This window comes from Rhizobium sp. UGM030330-04 (assembly GCF_003208455.1).
GTDB lineage: Bacteria > Pseudomonadota > Alphaproteobacteria > Rhizobiales > Rhizobiaceae > Agrobacterium > Agrobacterium rhizogenes_A.
Genome location: NZ_QKML01000001.1, coordinates 73511 through 90783, shown reverse-complemented (window position 1 = coordinate 90783; position 17273 = coordinate 73511). Strand labels below are relative to the sequence as shown.

The window sequence follows — 17273 nt, the reverse complement described above, 5'->3', positions numbered from 1 at the left end:
CCCTCAGTCGGCATCGTGCCAGGTGCGGCCGTCGCGCTCGATCAGTGCGATCGAGCCGCTCGGACCCCAGGTGCCGGCGGTATAACCCTGCACGCCCTGTCCCAGATCTTCCCAGCTCTTGAGAATGGGGTCGATCCAGTCCCACGCGGCCTCGACTTCGTCGCGGCGCATGAACAGCGTCTGGTTGGAGCGGATGGTGTCCATCAACAGCCGCTCATAGGCATCGGGGCTGCGCACGTTGAAGGCTTCGGCAAAGCTCATGTCCAGCGACACCTGACGCAGACGCATACCGCCCGGGCCGGGGTCCTTGATGAGCAGAGACTGCTTGACGCCTTCATCCGGCTGCAGACGAATGACCAGCTTGTTGGCCTCGATCTTGCCGGCCGCATCGTCGAAGATCGAATGCGGGATCTGCTTGAAGGTGACGACGATTTCCGAAACGCGGGTCGCAAGACGTTTGCCGGTGCGGATATAGAAGGGAACGCCGGCCCAGCGCCAATTGGCGATTTCGGCCTTGATGGCGACGAAGGTTTCGGTGTTGGAAACGCCGCCTTCCAGCTCTTCCAGATAGCCCTTGACCGGGCCACCGGCGGAAGCGCCGGCGCGATACTGGCCGCGAACCGTCTGCTTCTCGACATTGCTGGTATCGATCGGCTTCAGCGAGCGCAGAACCTTGAGTTTTTCGTCACGCACGGCTTCCGCATTCATCGATGCCGGCGGCTCCATGGCAACAAGGCAAAGCAGCTGCAGGATATGGTTCTGTACCATGTCGCGCAGTGCGCCAGCCTTGTCATAATAACCGGCGCGGCCTTCAAGACCGACCGCTTCGGCAACGGTGATCTGCACATGGTCGATATGGGCGGAATTCCACAGCGGCTCGTAGAGAGCATTGGCGAAACGCAGCGCCATCAGGTTCTGCACCGTCTCCTTGCCGAGATAGTGGTCGATGCGGAAGATCTGCTCTTCCTTGAAGACGTGGCCGATGGTGTCGTTCAGTTCCTGCGCGGAAGCGAGATCGCGGCCAATCGGCTTTTCAACGACGATGCGGGTCGAGCGGGTGATGAGCTTGTGCTCGCGGATCTTGTCGGCGATATCGCCGAAAATGCCGGGCGCAACAGCCAGATAGAAGGCGCGCACGCGTTCCTTGCCCTCGTCCAGCAGCTTTTTCAGCACGTCCCAGCCATTGCTGCCCTTGGCATCGACTGGCACGTAGAAAAGCCTGTTCAGGAACACGGCAACCTGCGCATCATCATATTCGCCGGCCTTCAGGTGCTCCTTCAGCGCATCCTGCGCGAATTTGCGATATTCCTCATGGGTCATGACCGAACGCGATGCACCGATGATGCGGGTCGGTTCGGTGAACTGGCCTTCGACCTGGCGATGATAAAGGGCCGGCAGAAGCTTGCGCTCCGCCAGATCGCCTGTGCCGCCGAAAACGACACAATCAAAAGCTTCAACGGGAATGATCTGACTGCTCATATCGATTCTCTCGATCTTCAAAGGGTTGGGGCATCAATAATCTAATCGATTTAAAAATGCCAGACTCAGTTATGTGAAATTATGAATTTTGCTTCCGCCGGCTTGTCCGCCGCCGATAACAGTCTGTAAACATTGGCCTAAAACCTGTCTCGCAATGCGTACCACGAGAGCGCCAGGAAAAGCAGCGGTGCGCGCAGCGACGCCCCGCCGGGAAAAGACGGCACCTTCAGCCGCGCGAAGGGTGCCAGCATGTCCTTTTTGCCGAGAACGAGATCGGCATAAAGCTTGCCGCAATAATTCGACAGCATCACCCCATGGCCGGAATAACCGCCGATGGAGGTGACGCCCGGCATGACCTCGCGCACGAAGACCTTGCGCGGCAGGGTAATGCCGACCGAGCCGCCCCAGGAATGGGTGATGTCTATGTCTTTCAGCGCAGGATAGATTTCCGCGATCTGCCGGCGGATATGGCTGGAAATATCGCGGGGCGTATCGGCCGTATAGGCTTCGCGCCCGCCGAACAGCAGCCGGTTATCGGCCGTCTTGCGGAAATAGCGCACCACGAACCGCGAATCCGCCACGGCCTCCCGGTCGGGAATGATGTCGGGAAACGCGTCCAGCGGCACGGTGGCGCCGATGAAGGAGCGGATCGGCATGATATGGGCGGCGGTGACCGGTTCCAGATTGCCGATATAGGCATTGGTGGCGATCAGCACCCGCGGCGCGGTGATCGTGCCGAAAGGCGTTTCGATGATGGTCTTGCCGCCCACTTGCCGGATGGATTTCGCCGGCGTCATTTCATAAATGCCGGCACCCGCCGCTTTCGCCGCCTTCGCCAGCCCGACCAGCAGCTTCAACGGGTGGATATGGCCGGTGCCGGTGTCGCGCGTGCCGCCGAAATAATGGGTGGAGCCGACACGTTTGCGTGCTTCTGCACGTTCCATGTAGGAAATATGCGGATAGCCATAACGGTTGTTCATCGCATCGACACTTCGGCGGTAATCGTCCTCGTAAGCGGCCTTGTGCGCCACATAGAGCTGCCCAGGGAGATACTCCATGTCGATGCCGCGACTGACCGCGAAGCCGCGCAGGTAGTTTTTGGCGTCCTCGGCAATGTCGAACAGCAGCTTCGACTGCTCGAAGCCGATCTCTTCTTCCATCTCGTCGGGGAAGGAGCGCTGGCCGGTGCCGAATTGCCCGCCATTGCGGCCGGAAGCGCCATCGCCGAAACGATGCGCTTCGATGAGGGCGACGGAGACGCCATTTTCGGCGAGGCTACAGGCGGCCTGAAGGCCGGTATAACCGCCGCCGATGATGGCGACATCAACCTCTCTCGAGCCGTCGAGGGCGGGATAGTCCGGCCGCTCGCCGACGGTTGCCTGATACCAGGAAATTCCCGGCGCAATCGGGCTTTGCCATGTCATGCTCGGGGCTCCTCACACGTTGAGAAGCAGGAATTCCCGCTCCCAGGGGCTGATGACCTGCATGAAGGTCTCGAACTCCCCGCGTTTCAGGCCGGCATAGAGGCCCACGAATTCATGGCCGAACACCCGGTCGAACTGCTCTTCGCCTTCCAGCAGCGCCACGGCCTCAAGGAGACCGCGCGGCAGGTCGATGGAGCCTTCATTGGCCGTATCGGCGGTGGGCTCGGTCGGCTCGATATTGTTGACGATGCCGAGCCAGCCGCAGCCGAGCGAGGCGGCAAGTGCGAGATAGGGATTGGCGTCCGAACTCGGCAGGCGGTTTTCGACACGCCGCGCCTGCGGGCCGGAAATCGGCACCCGGAAGGCGGTCGTGCGGTTGTCGTAACCCCAGGCATTGTTGACCGGGCAGGCCATGTCGGGCGTCAGGCGGCGATAGGAATTCACATAGGGCGCCAGCATGACTAGCGCGTTCGGAACATAACGCTGCATGCCGCCCACGAAGGAGAAGAATTCCTTCGAAGGGCTGCCATCGGCATTGGAGAAGATATTGCGGCCGCTGTCGATTTCCACCACCGACTGGTGGATATGCATGGCCGAACCCGGCTGGCCCTGCATGGGCTTGGCCATGAAGGTGGCGTAGATGCCGTGCTTCAGCGCCGCCTCGCGAATGGTGCGCTTGAACAGGAACACCTGGTCGGCAAGTTCGATGGGATCCCCATGGCGCAGGTTGATTTCCAGCTGCGCTGGGCCTTCCTCGTGGATCAGCGTGTCGATCTCGAGACCCTGTTTTTCCGAGAAGTGATAGATGTCATCGATCAGCTCGTCGAATTCGTTGATGCCGGCGATGGAATAGCTCTGTCCGCCGACGATGGAGCGGCCGGACCGGCCCTTCGGCGGATGCAGCGGATAATCCGGGTCGTCATTCATGGCGACGAGGTAGAATTCGATTTCCGGCGCCACGACCGGCTTCCAGCCCTTTTCGGTATAGAGCGAAAGCACATTCTTGAGCACATTGCGCGGTGTGTAAGGCACGAAATTGCCCTCGGCATCCACCACGTCGCAGATCACCTGCGCGGTCGGGTCCGTTTCCCACGGCACGACGGAAAGGGTGGAGAGATCGGGCACCAGCTTCAGGTCGCTGTCGCGCGGCTCGTAGCGGAAATTGGCGGTCTCGTCAGGATATTCGCCTGATATCGTATGGCGGTAGAGTGCGGATGGCAGGGCAAGCGAGGTGTCGCCCGTGAACTTCGCCGTCGGCATCATCTTGCCGCGCGGAACCCCGGCAAGGTCGGGCGTGATGCATTCTATGTCTTCGATCCCGCGTGCCCTGAGCCATTGGGCGGCTTCGCGCCAGGAGGAAACGCCACGGGTGGAGGAAAGGTCGAGGGGAGGGGTCTTCTTTGCCATGGTTGCCTGTTTCTTCGGGCGGAGCATGGTTTTTTTGGCGGGCATGTATCACCGGGTCTGTGTTTCGACTGGCGCCATCATAACCGTAGTTTGGCAATTGGCGAGGGGGAAAGCGCCATTGACAAGCGGCGGCACTTCGAAAAGAGGAAAGGAAACGGATCGGATGGAATGATGACAGAGAAATGTGACGTGCTGATTTTGGGGGCGGGCGCCGCCGGCATGATGTGCGCCGTCCGCGCCGGCCAGCGCGGCCGCTCCGTCGTCATTCTCGACCATGCGAAAGCGCCGGGCGAAAAAATCCGCATCTCCGGCGGCGGCCGCTGCAACTTCACCAATATCCATGCCGGGCCGAAGAATTATCTCTCCGCCAATCCGCATTTCGCCAAATCCGCGCTTGCCCGCTACACACCGCGCGATTTCATCGCCCTTGTCGAAAAACACCGCATCGCCTGGCATGAAAAAACGCTCGGCCAGCTCTTTTGCGATGACAGCGCCAAGGACATCATCCGCATGCTGCTTGGCGAAATGCAGGTGGTGAATGCGAAGCTGCGGCTCGAAACGTCAGTCTCGGCCGTCACCCATGATGGCGCCCGTTTTCGCGTCACGACATCCGGCGGCATCATCGAGACGGAAAGCCTCATTGTCGCGACGGGCGGCAAGTCCATCCCGAAAATGGGCGCGACCGGTTTCGCCTACCAGATCGCCGAACAGTTCGGCCTCAAGCTCGTCGAGACTCGTCCGGGCCTCGTGCCGCTGACGCTTGATCCCGCCATGCTGGAAAGGCTGAGCCCGCTTGCCGGTGTCGCGGTTCCGGCCGAGGTTTTCCATGGCAAGACCTCGTTTGAGGAGGCGCTGCTCTTCACGCATCGCGGTTTGAGCGGCCCTTCCATCCTGCAAATCTCATCCTACTGGCGCGAGGGCGATGTCATCCGTCTGAAGCTGGAACCGGCGCGCGATATCGCCGCGCTGCTGAAGCAGGCGAAACAGAAGAACGGCCGCCAGTCGCCCCAGACCGCCTTGTCGGAAATCCTGCCGAAGCGCCTTGCCCAGCATGTCGTCGAACAATCCGGCCTCACCGGCCATCTGGCGGATATGTCCGACAAGGTGCTGGCGAAGCTGGCGGGCGAGGTGCAGGACTGGCAGATCAAGCCCGCCGGTTCTGAAGGTTATCGCACGGCGGAGGTCACGCTCGGCGGCATCGACACGACCGGTCTCGATTCCCGCAGCATGGCGGCGAAATCCGTGCCCGGCCTCTTCTTCATCGGCGAATGTGTCGACGTGACCGGCTGGCTCGGCGGTTACAATTTCCAATGGGCCTGGGCCTCCGGGCAGGCGGCGGGTGAATTCGCGTGAGGCCACGCCCGTTAATGCCTTGTTAACGGGCGCGGAGTCATCCTGACCAAATGCCAGCAAGGCTGGATCGCTCGATGATCCCGCTGCACATGATGTCCTGCTGGAGGCCCTCAACAGGGCATGGGTCGGTTGAGTTTTTCGTCTGGAGCCCGCGCATGAACAGATCCGCACATCGCCGCCCTCGGGCCATTGCCATCGCCCGCACTGACAACGAGAGCCGTCATCTGGCCTTTCGCCTGAGCCTCATCGCAGCCGGTGCCCTCGCGGCCCTGATCGCCCTCTTTCACTGATCTGCGGCGCTTCGCCTTCATCAAGCGGATGAGCGCGCTGAAAAACCGTGACGGGTGCGATGCCTCGGCCATGTCAGTATAAAACTTCTCTTCCTGCAGAATGGCTTCGCGCCGTGTGCGAGGCTGCTGGTTTTCGATGATGACCCGTGCTGCAAAAATCGCGTGCATGTCGCTCTCCTTCTAAGTGCGGAGGGCCATGATGCACGCCGTTTTTTGATTTATCTGCGCAAGAAAATGCGCTACGTTTTTCACCTATGAAAAACGTTACCTGGGATTCCTATCAGCTTTTCCTCGATGTGTCACGCAGCGGCGGCCTGACGGGTGCGGCGGCGCTGACGGGCTTGAGCCCCGCGACGGTGGGGCGGCGCATGGTCGAGCTGGAGGAGCGCATCGGCAAGGCGCTGTTCCAGCGCAGCCAGACGGGATATGCCCTGACGGCGGATGGCCGTACGCTGTTCGACCGGCTTCAGGCGATGGAGAATGCGGCGAGGGACATCGAAGGATGGCAGAAGGCGTCGTCGGCCTCATCCGTCGTACGCATTGCCGTCGGCACCTGGAACGCCTGGCTGCTGACCGGGAATTTCTCCGCCATCTGCACCGACCGCGATGATTTTCGCATCGACCTTTTCATTGCCGAACAGAGGGCGTCTCTGGCCCATCGCGAAAACGACATCGGCATCCGCGCTTTCGAGCCGCAGGAAAAGAACCTCGCCGCCATCAGGACGGGGGAGGTGGCCTATGCGCCCTACAGGCTGCGCAACGCCGCCACTACCGTCGCGGACCGCTGGCTGGCGGTGGCGGAGGAAAACGCCATTTCAACCTATCTGCGCTGGCCGCATGAAAATCGTAACAACGAGATCGTGGTAACGGTGAACCGGCCGGTGGCGCTTCTCGATCTGGTGCTGGCCGGGGCGGGGGTCGCCGTGCTTCCCTGTTTTGTGGGCGATGCGGATGCGCGGCTCGCTCGGGAGGGCGAAGAGCTGGAGAGCCTTCGCCACAACCAATGGATCGTCATGAACAATGACGATCGCCACCGCCGCGATATCAGGACGGTGGCGGACCGGATGACCCGTCTGATCAAGGGACATTCCGATTTATATGCCGGGCGCAAGAGCCGCCCCGCATAGGTGCGATTACCTTAGATTGTGTACTTTGTTTTTAATAATTTTTAGTTGCGTATCCGTCAAAATAGCCATAGGTTGCTTTTGTAGATTTAACTCCTTTAGGTTGAGGCCGCCATGATAATTTCAGCATCATATGTAAATGCGATGTCCGCAGCAGGAACGCCGGAAGAAGCAGCAAAGCTCTTTTATGCAGCAGTCAGCAAGGGTCTCGCGGCAGTCGTTGCCGATGCTCTTTCGCAATCTGTCACGGCAATTGCGCCGGCAGCCGCAGGCACCAAGATCGCAGGCTGGGAAAAGCTCGTGGGTGGGGTGGCGATGCATCTGGCGTGGGAATCGCCGGCCGTTCTGAACCCGATTCCTCTGACGCAGCTTGCCTGTTTCGCTCCCTATGCACCTCAACTCCAGGGTAACGTCGAGGCGATGGGCGTTAATGTAAGCATCGGCGTTTCCGTATCGGCGAGCTTCTGAGGCCGCCACTCCGGATTTTTGCATTGAAGACCGGAGCATCGTTATGATGTTCCGGTCTTTTGTTTCAGGCGGCGTCACGCCCCTGCGCGACGATGACGGGGATAAGCAGATCCCCCCAGTTGCCGCCGCCGCCATGGTGGCGGGCCGAGCGGACCAGCTCGACGGAAACGCCGGCCTCGACGGCTTTCATGACGGCCTGGTTGAGGCGGTGCAGATCATTGGCCAGCATGCGGATGGCTGCCTGTTGATCCTGCGTCATGGCGGAGGATTGTTCCTCGGCGCGTTCCTTGACGTGGGTCTTGATTGGGTTGTGGGCATTCATGGCATTTCTCCTCTCTTTATTGGTCGGGGTTCTTGATCCGGTTTGCAAGCCCTTCCCGATATCGGAAAGGGCCGTTTTGCCTGTTTATTCAGCCGCCGGGCGGAACTGGTCGTGCTCGGTGGATTCCTTCATGGCGGTGGTCGAGGACGTGCCGCCCGAGATCGCCAGAGACACGGCGTCGAAATAGCCGGTGCCGACTTCGCGCTGGTGCTTGGTGGCGGTGTAACCATTGGCCTCGGCTGCGAATTCCGCTTCCTGAAGCTCGGAATAGGCTGCCATCTGCCGGTCCTTGTAACCGCGCGCCAGTTCGAACATGCCGAAATTCAGCTGGTGGAAACCGGCAAGGGTGATGAACTGGAACTTGTAGCCCATCGCTCCCAGTTCCCGCTGGAACTTGGCAATCGTCGCGTCGTCGAGGTTCTTTTTCCAGTTGAACGACGGTGAGCAGTTGTAAGCGAGCTTCTTGCCCGGATGCGCCTTGTGCACGCCTTCCGCAAACCTGCGCGCCTGTTCGAGATCCGGCTTTGATGTCTCGCACCAGATCAGGTCGCAATAGGGCGCATAGGCCACCGCACGGGCGATGCAGGGTTCAAGACCGTTCTTGACCTGATAGAAGCCCTCGACGGTGCGGCCGGCATCGTAATCCACGAAGGGACGGTCGCGCTCGTCGATATCGGAGGTCAGAAGCTTGGCGGCCTCCGCATCGGTGCGGGCGATGACCAGCGTCGGTACACCCATGACATCAGCCGCAAGCCGCGCTGCCGTCAGGTTGCGGATATGCGCCGCCGTCGGGATCAGGACCTTGCCGCCGAGATGGCCGCATTTCTTTTCCGAAGCCAGCTGGTCTTCATAATGAACACCCGCCGCACCCGCCTCGATAAAGGCCTTCATGATCTCGAAGGCATTGAGCGGGCCGCCGAAGCCGGCTTCGGCATCGGCAACGATCGGCGCGAACCAGGTATCGACCGAAAGGCCCTTGCCTTCCGCCGTCTCGATCTGGTCGGCGCGCTGCAAAGTGCGGTTGATGCGCTTTGCAAGCTCCGGTGCGGCATTGGCGGGATAAAGCGACTGGTCCGGATACATGGCCGATGCCGTATTGGCATCCGCCGCAACCTGCCAGCCGGAAAGATAGATCGCCTTCAGCCCGGCACGAACCATCTGCATGGCCTGGTTGCCGGAGAGCGCGCCGAGCGCGTTGACGAAATTTTCCTCATTGATCAGCTTCCACAGCCGGTTCGCGCCCATTTCGGCCAGCGAATGGCGGATTTCGACGGAGCCGCGCAGCCGCTCCACGTCGGCGGCGGTGTAGGTGCGCTCGATGCCGTCGAAACGTCCCTGCGGTGCGCCCGGAACAAGCTTGTAAAAATCCGTCATACTTCTCTCTCCCATGATAAATGCGGTTTCCGTAACGGGCCGTCTTTAACATCATATGGCGCCGTTTGATGTGACTACATTTACATTTTTCGGGATTTGAGCGCCAGAACAAACATAAAAACAGTGACTTGAAAGAGGTTATCCTGTAGGATGCGTGACAGGATGGAGCTGTAAAATTGTAAATTTTGTAAAAACCTTTGAGCCGATGAGTTTGTAACAGACTTGTATGAGTTGACGGGGATGGAGGAACGACGCTGTGTCGGAAAACAAGATTTTTGCAGGCCCGCGCGTGCGCCGCATACGCAACGGTCTCGCGCTGACGCAGACGGCCATGGCCGAGGCGCTGGCGATCTCGCCGTCCTATCTCAATCTCATCGAGCGCAACCAGCGGCCGCTCACCGTGCAGCTGCTTTTGAAACTCGCCTCCGTCTACAAGGTCGATCTGGATGACCTGCAGGGCGAAAGCGCCGGTTCCGCCGGGCAGCTGCGCGAGGTCTTCGCCGATCCGCTGCTTTCGGGTGAGGTGCCGTCGCCGCAGGAGCTGATCGAGGTCGCCGATGCCGCGCCCAATGCGGCAAGCGGCGTCCTCAAGCTTTACCGGGCCTACCGGGAACAGGCGCAGCGCCTTTCCGATCTCTCCGATCTTCTGGCGCGCGAGGGACATGAAACGGCGCTTTCCTCCACCCGCCTGCCGATTGACGAGGTGCGCCACGTCTTTGAAAACCGCCCGGCCTATTTCCACACCATCGATGCGGCGGCGGAAGAACTCCATAAACAACTGTCGTCAGGCGACGATCTCGCCTCGGGGCTGAGGGCATGGCTCCAGAAAAACCACGGCATCGTGGTCAGAACCCTGCCGGTACACGCCATGCCCAATCTGCGGCGGCGTTATGATCGCCATTCCATGCGGCTGTTTTTATCCGAGCGCCTGTCGCAGCCGGATCAGCTGCGGGAAATGGCGATGGAGACCTGTCTTCTGGCGCTTCGCGAAGAGATCGGTACGGAACTGGAGGCGCTTGGCCTGAAGGGCGAGGAAGCGCGGCGCATCGCCCGTTTCGAGCTGGCACGATATGCCGCCCACGCGCTAATGATGCCGTATGGCGCATTCCTGAGCGCCGCCCAGCGTGCCAAATATGACCTTGATGTCCTGCGTTCGCGTTTCAACGTCTCTTTCGAACAGGCGGCCAACCGCCTTGTCAGCCTGCAACGGCCGTCAGCCGCGGCGATCCCGTTTTTCCTGATGGAAATCGACAATGCCGGCAACCGTTTCCGCCTTGCAGGGGCCAGCGGTTTTCCAAGGGCGCGTTTTGGCGGCCTCTGTCCGCGTCTCAACATCCATGCCGCTTTCGCCCAGCCGGGACAGGTGCTGGTCGAGGCGGTGGAGATGCCGGATGGCGATGCTTTCCTCACGGTGTCGCGCACGCTGGAAGGTCCGCAGGCGGGTTTCGGCGAAAGGGTGCGGCGAACGGCCGTGCTTCTCGGCTGCGATCTCACTCAGGCCGCAGACACCGTCTACGGCCCCGCCGCCTCGGGTGCTGCGCCCGTCGCCGTCGGCCCTTCGTGCCGGCTGTGCGAAAGGCAGGGCTGTCTGTCGCGGGCCGAAGCGCCGCTGACGCGGCCTTTGGGACTCGATGAAATGGTCACCGGTCTCAGTGTTTTCGACTTCCAGTAGGTCTTTCCATCCGCTTTTTTGTGGCCGGAACACATTTGGTTGAAAATGCTGTGCCGCACATTTCCCGCTTGCTCCCTTTTGTTTTCCTTTCTAGTCTCTCCAAAAAAAGGGGATCACGCTCCCACCGTGAGGATGCGTTAACAGGAGACATCATGAAAAACCGTTCTCTCCGCCTGACCTTGGCTCTCACCACCGCGCTCGTTGCAGCAGGCTCGGCAATGGCCCAGGAGAAGGTCGTCCACGTCTATAACTGGTCGGATTATATCGACGAATCAGTGCTTGCCGATTTCACCAAGGAAACCGGCATCAAGGTTGTCTATGACGTGTTCGACAGCAACGAGCTTGTGGAAACCAAGCTTCTGGCCGGCAGCTCCGGTTATGATGTCGTGGTGCCGACCGGCCCCTTCCTTGCCCGCCAGATCAATGCCGGCGTGTTCCAGAAACTCGACAAGTCCAAGTTGCCGAATCTGAAGAACATGTGGCCTGAGGTTTCCGAGCGTCTGGCGAAATACGACCCCGGCAACGAATATGCCGTGAACTACATGTGGGGCACCACCGGCATCGGTTATAACGTCGCCAAGGTAAAGGCCGCGCTCGGTGATGTTCCGATTGATAGCTGGGATATCATCTTCAAGCCGGAAAATGCCGAAAAGCTGAAATCCTGTGGCATCAATATTCTCGATGCGTCGGACGAAACCTTTGCCATTGCCATGAACTATATCGGCAAGAATCCGGACAGCAAGGAAACCGCCGATCTCGAGGCGGGCGGCGATGTCTACATGAAGATCCGCCCCTATGTGAAAACCTTCAATTCTTCCGCCTATATCGACGAACTGGCGAATGGCGACAGCTGCATCACCATCGGCTGGTCGGGCGATATCCTGCAGGCGAAGAGCCGCGCCGAGGAAGCCAAGAACGGCGTCGAGGTGAACTACGTCATCCCGAAGGAAGGCACCTATATGTGGTTCGACAACCTTGCCATCCCGGCGGATGCCAAGAATGTCGAGGAAGCGCACGCTTTCATCAACTATCTGATGCGGCCGGAAGTCATCGCCAAGGCGTCGAACTACGTTCAATACGCCAATGGCAACCTTGCTTCGCAGGCGCTGATGGATGAGTCCGTTGCCAAGAACCCGGCGGTCTATCCCGATGCCGAGACGATGAAGAAGCTCTTCACCATCTCGCCCTACGGACCGAAGGAACAGCGCGTGCTGAACCGCGTCTGGACGCAGATAAAGACCGGCAGCTGACACCTCCGCCCGCTGGTTGAGGAACGGCCGGCGGGCCTGTTCCTCTGATCCTTTGCCGGCAGGTCCCGTTACCTGCCGGTGTCGCCCGCCCCGAAGCATCGATCGAAAGACCAACGGGATTTGAGGGTAGGGTGAATGGCGAAAACTCTGGGGCCGGTCAAACGCAAATTCAGCCCGTGGGACAACCCCGATGCGGTTCCCTTCATCCGTTTTGAGAATGTCACCAAGCGTTTCGGCGATTTTGTCGCCGTCAACAATCTGACGCTTGATATTTACGAGCGCGAGTTCTTCTCGCTGCTCGGTCCCTCCGGTTGCGGCAAGACCACGCTGATGCGTATGCTGGCCGGTTTCGAGGAGCCGACCGAAGGGCGCATCCTGCTGCAGGGCAAGGATATTTCCGGCGTCCCTCCCTATAAGCGTCCCACCAACATGATGTTCCAGTCCTATGCGCTTTTCCCGCATATGTCGGTGGAAAAGAACATCGCCTTCGGTCTCGAACAGGACGGTTTGCCGAAAGCGGAAATCTCTTCCCGCGTCGAGGAAATGCTGCGGCTCGTCAAGCTCACGGAATTCGCCAAACGCAAGCCGAGCCAGCTTTCCGGCGGCCAGCGGCAACGCGTGGCGCTCGCCCGTTCGCTCGCCAAGCGCCCGAAGGTGCTGTTGCTGGATGAGCCACTCGGCGCGCTCGACAAGAAGCTGCGTGAGGAGACGCAGTTCGAACTGATGGACATCCAGACCAATCTCGGCCTCACCTTCCTCATCGTCACGCACGATCAGGAAGAGGCGATGACGGTGTCGGACCGCATCGCTGTCATGGACAAGGGTATCGTCGTGCAGGTGGCGACACCGGCTGAGATATATGAAGCGCCGAACAGCCGCTACGTGGCTGACTTCATCGGGGACATCAATATTTTCGACGCGAAGGTCGTCGCCAATGCCTCCGATATCGGTAAGCCCGGCCTCGTGACGCTGGATTGCGAAGGGCTGAAGGTGGCGGTGGAGCAGGAATGTGCTGCCGCGACCGGCAGTCAGGTCGCTTACGCCATCCGCCCGGAAAAAGTCCGCATCTCGCTCGACCAGCCCGCCGACAGCAGCGTCAATTCCGCCTATGGCGAGGTCTGGGATATCGGTTATCTCGGCGACTTCTCCGTCTTCATCGTCAAGCTTGCCGATGGCCGCGTCCTCCGCGCCGCGCAGGCGAATGTTTCGCGTCTCGTGGATCGTCCGATCACCTTCGGCGACATGGTGTGGCTGAACTGGAAGCCGGATTCCGGCCTCGTCCTGACGCGCTGAGGGAGGCTTTCATGGCGATCACCACTCCCGAGAACCGGCAAAGCCCCTGGCGCTGGCTGGTCGTCGCGGTTCCCTATTTCTGGCTGCTGCTGTTTTTCGCAGCGCCGTTTTTCATCATCTTCAAAATCTCGCTGTCGGATACGGCGATCTCCATGCCGCCCTATACGCCGGTCTTCGAAGGGTTTTCGAAGCTCGGCGAATTCTTTTCGCAGCTGGATTTCGAAAACTACCTGTTCCTGACGGAAGACCCGCTCTACATCGACGCCTATCTGTCGTCGCTGCGCATCGCCTTCATCTCCACCTTCCTGCTGCTGCTCATCGGTTATCCCATGGCGCTGGCCATGGCACGCGCGCCGTCTTCCGTGCGCCCGACGCTGGTGATGCTGGTGATCCTGCCGTTCTGGACCTCGTTCCTGATCCGCGTTTACGCCTGGATCGGCATTCTGAAGCCGGAAGGCCTGCTGACGGTGCTGTTCCAGTCGATCGGTCTTCTGGGGCCTGACCAGCAGGTCAATATCTTCCGCACCGAAACGGCGATCTTCATCGGCATCGTTTATTCCTATCTGCCCTTCATGGTGCTGCCGCTTTATTCGGCGCTGGAAAAACTCGACAATACGCTTCTGGAAGCGGCGGCTGATCTTGGCTGCCCGCCATGGAAGGCCTTCTGGAAGATCACTTTCCCGCTGTCGCTGCCGGGCGTGGTTGCCGGGTCGATGATCTGCTTCATCCCGATAACAGGCGAATTCGTCATTCCCGATCTGCTCGGCGGCGCGCAGACGCTGATGATCGGCAAGACGCTCTGGACGGAATTCTTCGGCAATCGCGACTGGCCATTGGCATCCGCCGTCGCCGTGCTGCTTCTGCTCCTGCTGGTGGTGCCCATCGCCATCTTCCAGAACCAGCAGAAGAAGGTGGGGTGAGGCCATGAAGCGCGGAAAATTCGACATCACCGTCCTCACCCTCGGTTTTGCCTTTCTTTACATCCCGATCATCATCCTGATCGTTTATTCCTTCAACGCCTCGAAGCTCGTTACCGTCTGGGGTGGCTTCTCGCTGCAATGGTACCGCTCCATGTGGTCGAACCAGGGGCTGATGGATGCTGCCTGGGTGACGCTGCGTGTCGGTATCTTAAGCGCCACCATCGGCACCATCCTCGGAACGCTGGCGGCGCTGTCGCTCACCCGCTTCGCACGGTTTCCGGGCCGGGTGCTGTTTTCCGGCATGATCTACGCGCCGCTCGTCATGCCGGAGGTCATCACCGGCCTGTCGCTGCTGCTGCTGTTCGTGGCGGTCGGGGTGGATCGCGGTTTCTGGACGGTGGTCATCGCCCACACCACCTTCACCATGTGCTACGTCGCGATCGTCGTGCAGTCGCGTCTTTTGACTTTTGATCGCAGTCTTGAGGAGGCGGCGCTCGATCTCGGCTGCCCGCCGGTCAAGACCTTCTTCCGCATCACCCTGCCTTTGATCTTCCCGGCCGTCATTGCCGGCTGGATGCTGGCCTTCACGCTGTCGCTCGATGATCTGGTGATCGCGAGCTTCGCCACCGGCCCCGGCGCAACCACGCTGCCGATCAAGATCTATTCGCAGGTTCGTCTCGGCGTGACGCCGGAAATCAACGCCATCTGCACGATCCTGATCGGGCTTGTGACCATCGGTGTGATCGTCGCCTCCATCGCCTCCAAGCGTACCGAGTTGCAGCGGATGCGCGACGAACACGCAGCTGCCCGAAACTGATCCGAACGCCTGTTTTGATTTCTTCGCGTTACTGTTGAAATCACGATGAAATTAGAAACTTTTAATTTAGTTTCGGCGCTTTACGGTCTCAGAATAGGAATTTTCGTCGGTAATTGCTCGATTTTGGTTTTAACCGCTTGTTAATAGGAGTTGGCGGAAAGTAAATCCAACGCAGGGCTGTCAAATTTCTGACGGCCGGGATTGATAATTTCCATCTGGCGAGGTTGTCCCCCTTTCTCTCGTTGAAAAAAGCACAACTAATACAGGCGGCCGAAAGGCCGCCTTTCTTTTTGCCGTCAATCCGGCCGGGGTCAGCCGTTTTCAGGATGATCCATCGATTTCGAGACCAGAAGCACGGGAACAAGCCCGGCAATGATGATGATGATCGCCGGTACGGCGGCATCCTGCACCCTGGAGCGGGATGCGTCCTCATAAACCAGCGTGGCCAGCGTGTTGAAACCGAAAGGCCGGAGCAGGATGGTCGCCGGCAGTTCCTTCATGGATTCGATCAGGACCAGAAGAAAGGCGGTGAGCGCCGCCGGCCGCATGTTCGGCAACAGCACCTTGAACAGCGTCTGCAGCCGGTTGCGCCCGAGCGTTCGCGAGGCCATGTCGATATGCGGCGAAAGCTTCTGGAAACCGGCATCGAGCGTGCCTTCGGCCATGGTCATGAAACGCACGCTATGGGCATAGATGATGGCAAACGCGGTGCCGGAAAGCAGCAGCCCGCTGGAAAAGCCGAAATGGGAACGGATGAAACCGTCAACGCCATTATCGAGGCTCGCCAGCGGAATGAGCACGCCGATGGCAAGCACTGTTCCCGGCACGCCATATCCCATGGAGCCGAAGCGGGCGGCGGCCTTCGATATGCCCGAGCGCTCGGTGCGCATGGCATAGGAAAATACGAAAGCCGCAATCAGCGTCACGAAGGCGGCTGAAAGTGAGACTTCGAGGCTGTGTCCAAGCGCTTTCAGGAGCTTCGGGGCGAATAGAGCGTCGAGCCTTTTGGCGGCATAACCGCCCAGCACGATGACGGGAATGAGAAAACCGCTTGCCACGGGCAGGAAGCAGAACAGGCTCGCGCACCACCGTTGCCAGCCGGTCAGCGTCTTCAGCCGGTGGCGCTGCGCCATGCTGGTCGCCTTGGGTGCGCCGAAACGCTGTTTTTCACGCGCGTTGCGTTCGATGAAGATCAGCGCGCCGACGATGATGAGGATAACAGCGGCGATCTGCGTCGCATTGGCGAGATTACCGCGATTGAGCCAGGTCTCATAGATGGTGAAGGTCAGCGTCTGCACGCCGAGATATTCGACCGCGCCGATATCGTTCAGCGTCTCCATCAGCACCAGTGACAGCCCGATGGCGATTGCGGGCCGCGCCATCGGCAATTGCACGGAGAAAAACACGTTCAGCGGTTTTGCGCCAAGCGTGCGGGCCGCTTCAGCCGCAAAGCGTCCCTGCATGGAAAAGGCGGCGCGGGCCGACAGATAGACATAAGGGTAAAGCACCGAGCTCAGAACAATCACGGCGCCGCCAAGCGAGCGGATATCGGGGAACCAGTAGTCGCGGATGCTGTGATAACCGAAGGCCGCACGGAGGACGCTCTGCACCGGACCGGTGAAATCGAGAAATTCACCGAAGGCATAGGCGGCCAGATAGGAGGGAATGGCGAGCGGCAGCACGAGGGCTGCGGAAAATATCCGCCGCAATGGAAATTCGAATGTGGTGACGAGCCAGGCGCAGGCGATGCCGAAAAAGGCCGTCGTTGCCGCCGTCATCGCCAGCAGCAGAACGGTACGAAACCCGGCACGTGGCAGGACGTTGGCGAGAAGATGCTGCCAACCCTCCGTGCTGCCGGTCAGCGCCAGCCAGAAGATCGCCAGAATGGGCATGGCGGCAATGACCGCGACGATCACCGCCGTGATCGGCAGCACCGAAACGCGTTTTGTCACTGGAAGGGAAACCGTCATGGGTATGCGGGCCTGCTGTCTTGCGAAAGCCTCAACCCGCTACGCATACCCTGGCGCCGTGTATGACCCGACGAATTCCTGTATTGTCGCATCCGTATTCCCTCATTCCT

Annotated in this window: 15 protein-coding genes; 8 read left to right on the top strand and 7 right to left on the bottom strand. The window is 59.9% G+C overall.

Annotated elements, in window-relative coordinates; all coding sequences use genetic code 11:
- Positions 1-3: 3 nt before the first annotated feature.
- From zwf to N434_RS00410, 3 genes are all read right to left on the bottom strand, one after another.
- Positions 4-1479: a glucose-6-phosphate dehydrogenase gene (gene zwf, locus N434_RS00420; RefSeq protein WP_065114879.1), complete on the bottom strand. Its 1476-nt coding sequence runs from the start codon at positions 1477-1479 to the stop codon at positions 4-6.
- 137 nt (positions 1480-1616) lie between these two features.
- Positions 1617-2903 (bottom strand): NAD(P)/FAD-dependent oxidoreductase, encoded by a 1287-nt coding sequence (locus N434_RS00415; RefSeq protein WP_110755462.1) that lies wholly within the window; start codon positions 2901-2903, stop codon positions 1617-1619.
- Positions 2904-2915: 12 nt separating this feature from the next.
- The gene (locus N434_RS00410) at positions 2916-4355 is read right to left on the bottom strand and encodes a glutamine synthetase family protein (protein WP_065114881.1); all 1440 of its coding nucleotides are present in this window, start codon (positions 4353-4355) and stop codon (positions 2916-2918) included.
- Positions 4356-4478: 123 nt separating this feature from the next.
- On the opposite strand from N434_RS00410, the gene N434_RS00405 reads away from it, so the two are divergent.
- Positions 4479-5663 carry a BaiN/RdsA family NAD(P)/FAD-dependent oxidoreductase gene (locus N434_RS00405; RefSeq protein ID WP_110755460.1) on the top strand — a complete coding sequence of 395 codons (1185 nt, stop codon included), beginning with the start codon at positions 4479-4481 and terminating at the stop codon, positions 5661-5663.
- A gap of 110 nt (positions 5664-5773) precedes the next feature.
- On the opposite strand, the gene N434_RS00400 is transcribed toward N434_RS00405, so the two are convergent.
- A complete protein-coding gene (locus N434_RS00400) occupies positions 5774-6121 on the bottom strand; it encodes a hypothetical protein (RefSeq protein ID WP_110755458.1) in 348 nt (115 codons plus the stop codon).
- 86 nt (positions 6122-6207) lie between these two features.
- Between N434_RS00400 and N434_RS00395 the strand changes: the two genes are divergently transcribed.
- Both N434_RS00395 and N434_RS00390 read left to right on the top strand, forming a co-directional pair.
- A complete protein-coding gene (locus N434_RS00395; RefSeq protein ID WP_065114884.1) occupies positions 6208-7080 on the top strand; it encodes a LysR family transcriptional regulator in 873 nt (290 codons plus the stop codon).
- Positions 7081-7191: 111 nt separating this feature from the next.
- On the top strand, positions 7192-7545 hold the full coding sequence (locus N434_RS00390; RefSeq protein WP_236773720.1) for a hypothetical protein: 354 nt from the start codon (positions 7192-7194) through the stop codon (positions 7543-7545).
- A 64-nt stretch (positions 7546-7609) separates the two neighbouring features.
- On the opposite strand, the gene N434_RS00385 is transcribed toward N434_RS00390, so the two are convergent.
- Together N434_RS00385 and aceA are read right to left on the bottom strand one after the other, a co-directional pair.
- Positions 7610-7867 carry an SMc00767 family acetate metabolism repressor gene (locus tag N434_RS00385; RefSeq protein ID WP_004432604.1) on the bottom strand — a complete coding sequence of 86 codons (258 nt, stop codon included), beginning with the start codon at positions 7865-7867 and terminating at the stop codon, positions 7610-7612.
- Between the two features lie 84 nt (positions 7868-7951).
- On the bottom strand, positions 7952-9241 hold the full coding sequence (aceA, locus tag N434_RS00380) for an isocitrate lyase (RefSeq protein WP_110755456.1): 1290 nt from the start codon (positions 9239-9241) through the stop codon (positions 7952-7954).
- A 256-nt stretch (positions 9242-9497) separates the two neighbouring features.
- On the opposite strand from aceA, the gene N434_RS00375 reads away from it, so the two are divergent.
- From N434_RS00375 to N434_RS00355, 5 genes are all read left to right on the top strand, one after another.
- Positions 9498-10913, top strand: coding sequence for a helix-turn-helix domain-containing protein (locus tag N434_RS00375; protein ID WP_110755454.1), 1416 nt, complete (start codon positions 9498-9500; stop codon positions 10911-10913).
- Between the two features lie 152 nt (positions 10914-11065).
- Positions 11066-12163 carry a polyamine ABC transporter substrate-binding protein gene (locus N434_RS00370; RefSeq protein WP_065114888.1) on the top strand — a complete coding sequence of 366 codons (1098 nt, stop codon included), beginning with the start codon at positions 11066-11068 and terminating at the stop codon, positions 12161-12163.
- Positions 12164-12298: 135 nt separating this feature from the next.
- The gene (locus N434_RS00365) at positions 12299-13456 is read left to right on the top strand and encodes an ABC transporter ATP-binding protein (RefSeq protein ID WP_110755452.1); all 1158 of its coding nucleotides are present in this window, start codon (positions 12299-12301) and stop codon (positions 13454-13456) included.
- Positions 13457-13467: 11 nt separating this feature from the next.
- Complete coding sequence (locus N434_RS00360; protein WP_065114890.1) at positions 13468-14376, top strand: ABC transporter permease subunit; 909 nt, start codon at positions 13468-13470, stop codon at positions 14374-14376.
- 4 nt (positions 14377-14380) lie between these two features.
- Positions 14381-15193: an ABC transporter permease gene (locus tag N434_RS00355; RefSeq protein WP_004432617.1), complete on the top strand. Its 813-nt coding sequence runs from the start codon at positions 14381-14383 to the stop codon at positions 15191-15193.
- A 311-nt stretch (positions 15194-15504) separates the two neighbouring features.
- Here N434_RS00355 and N434_RS00350 read toward each other — a convergent pair whose 3' ends face one another.
- On the bottom strand, positions 15505-17163 hold the full coding sequence (locus N434_RS00350) for an ABC transporter permease (RefSeq protein WP_286172038.1): 1659 nt from the start codon (positions 17161-17163) through the stop codon (positions 15505-15507).
- Positions 17164-17273 lie beyond the last annotated feature (110 nt).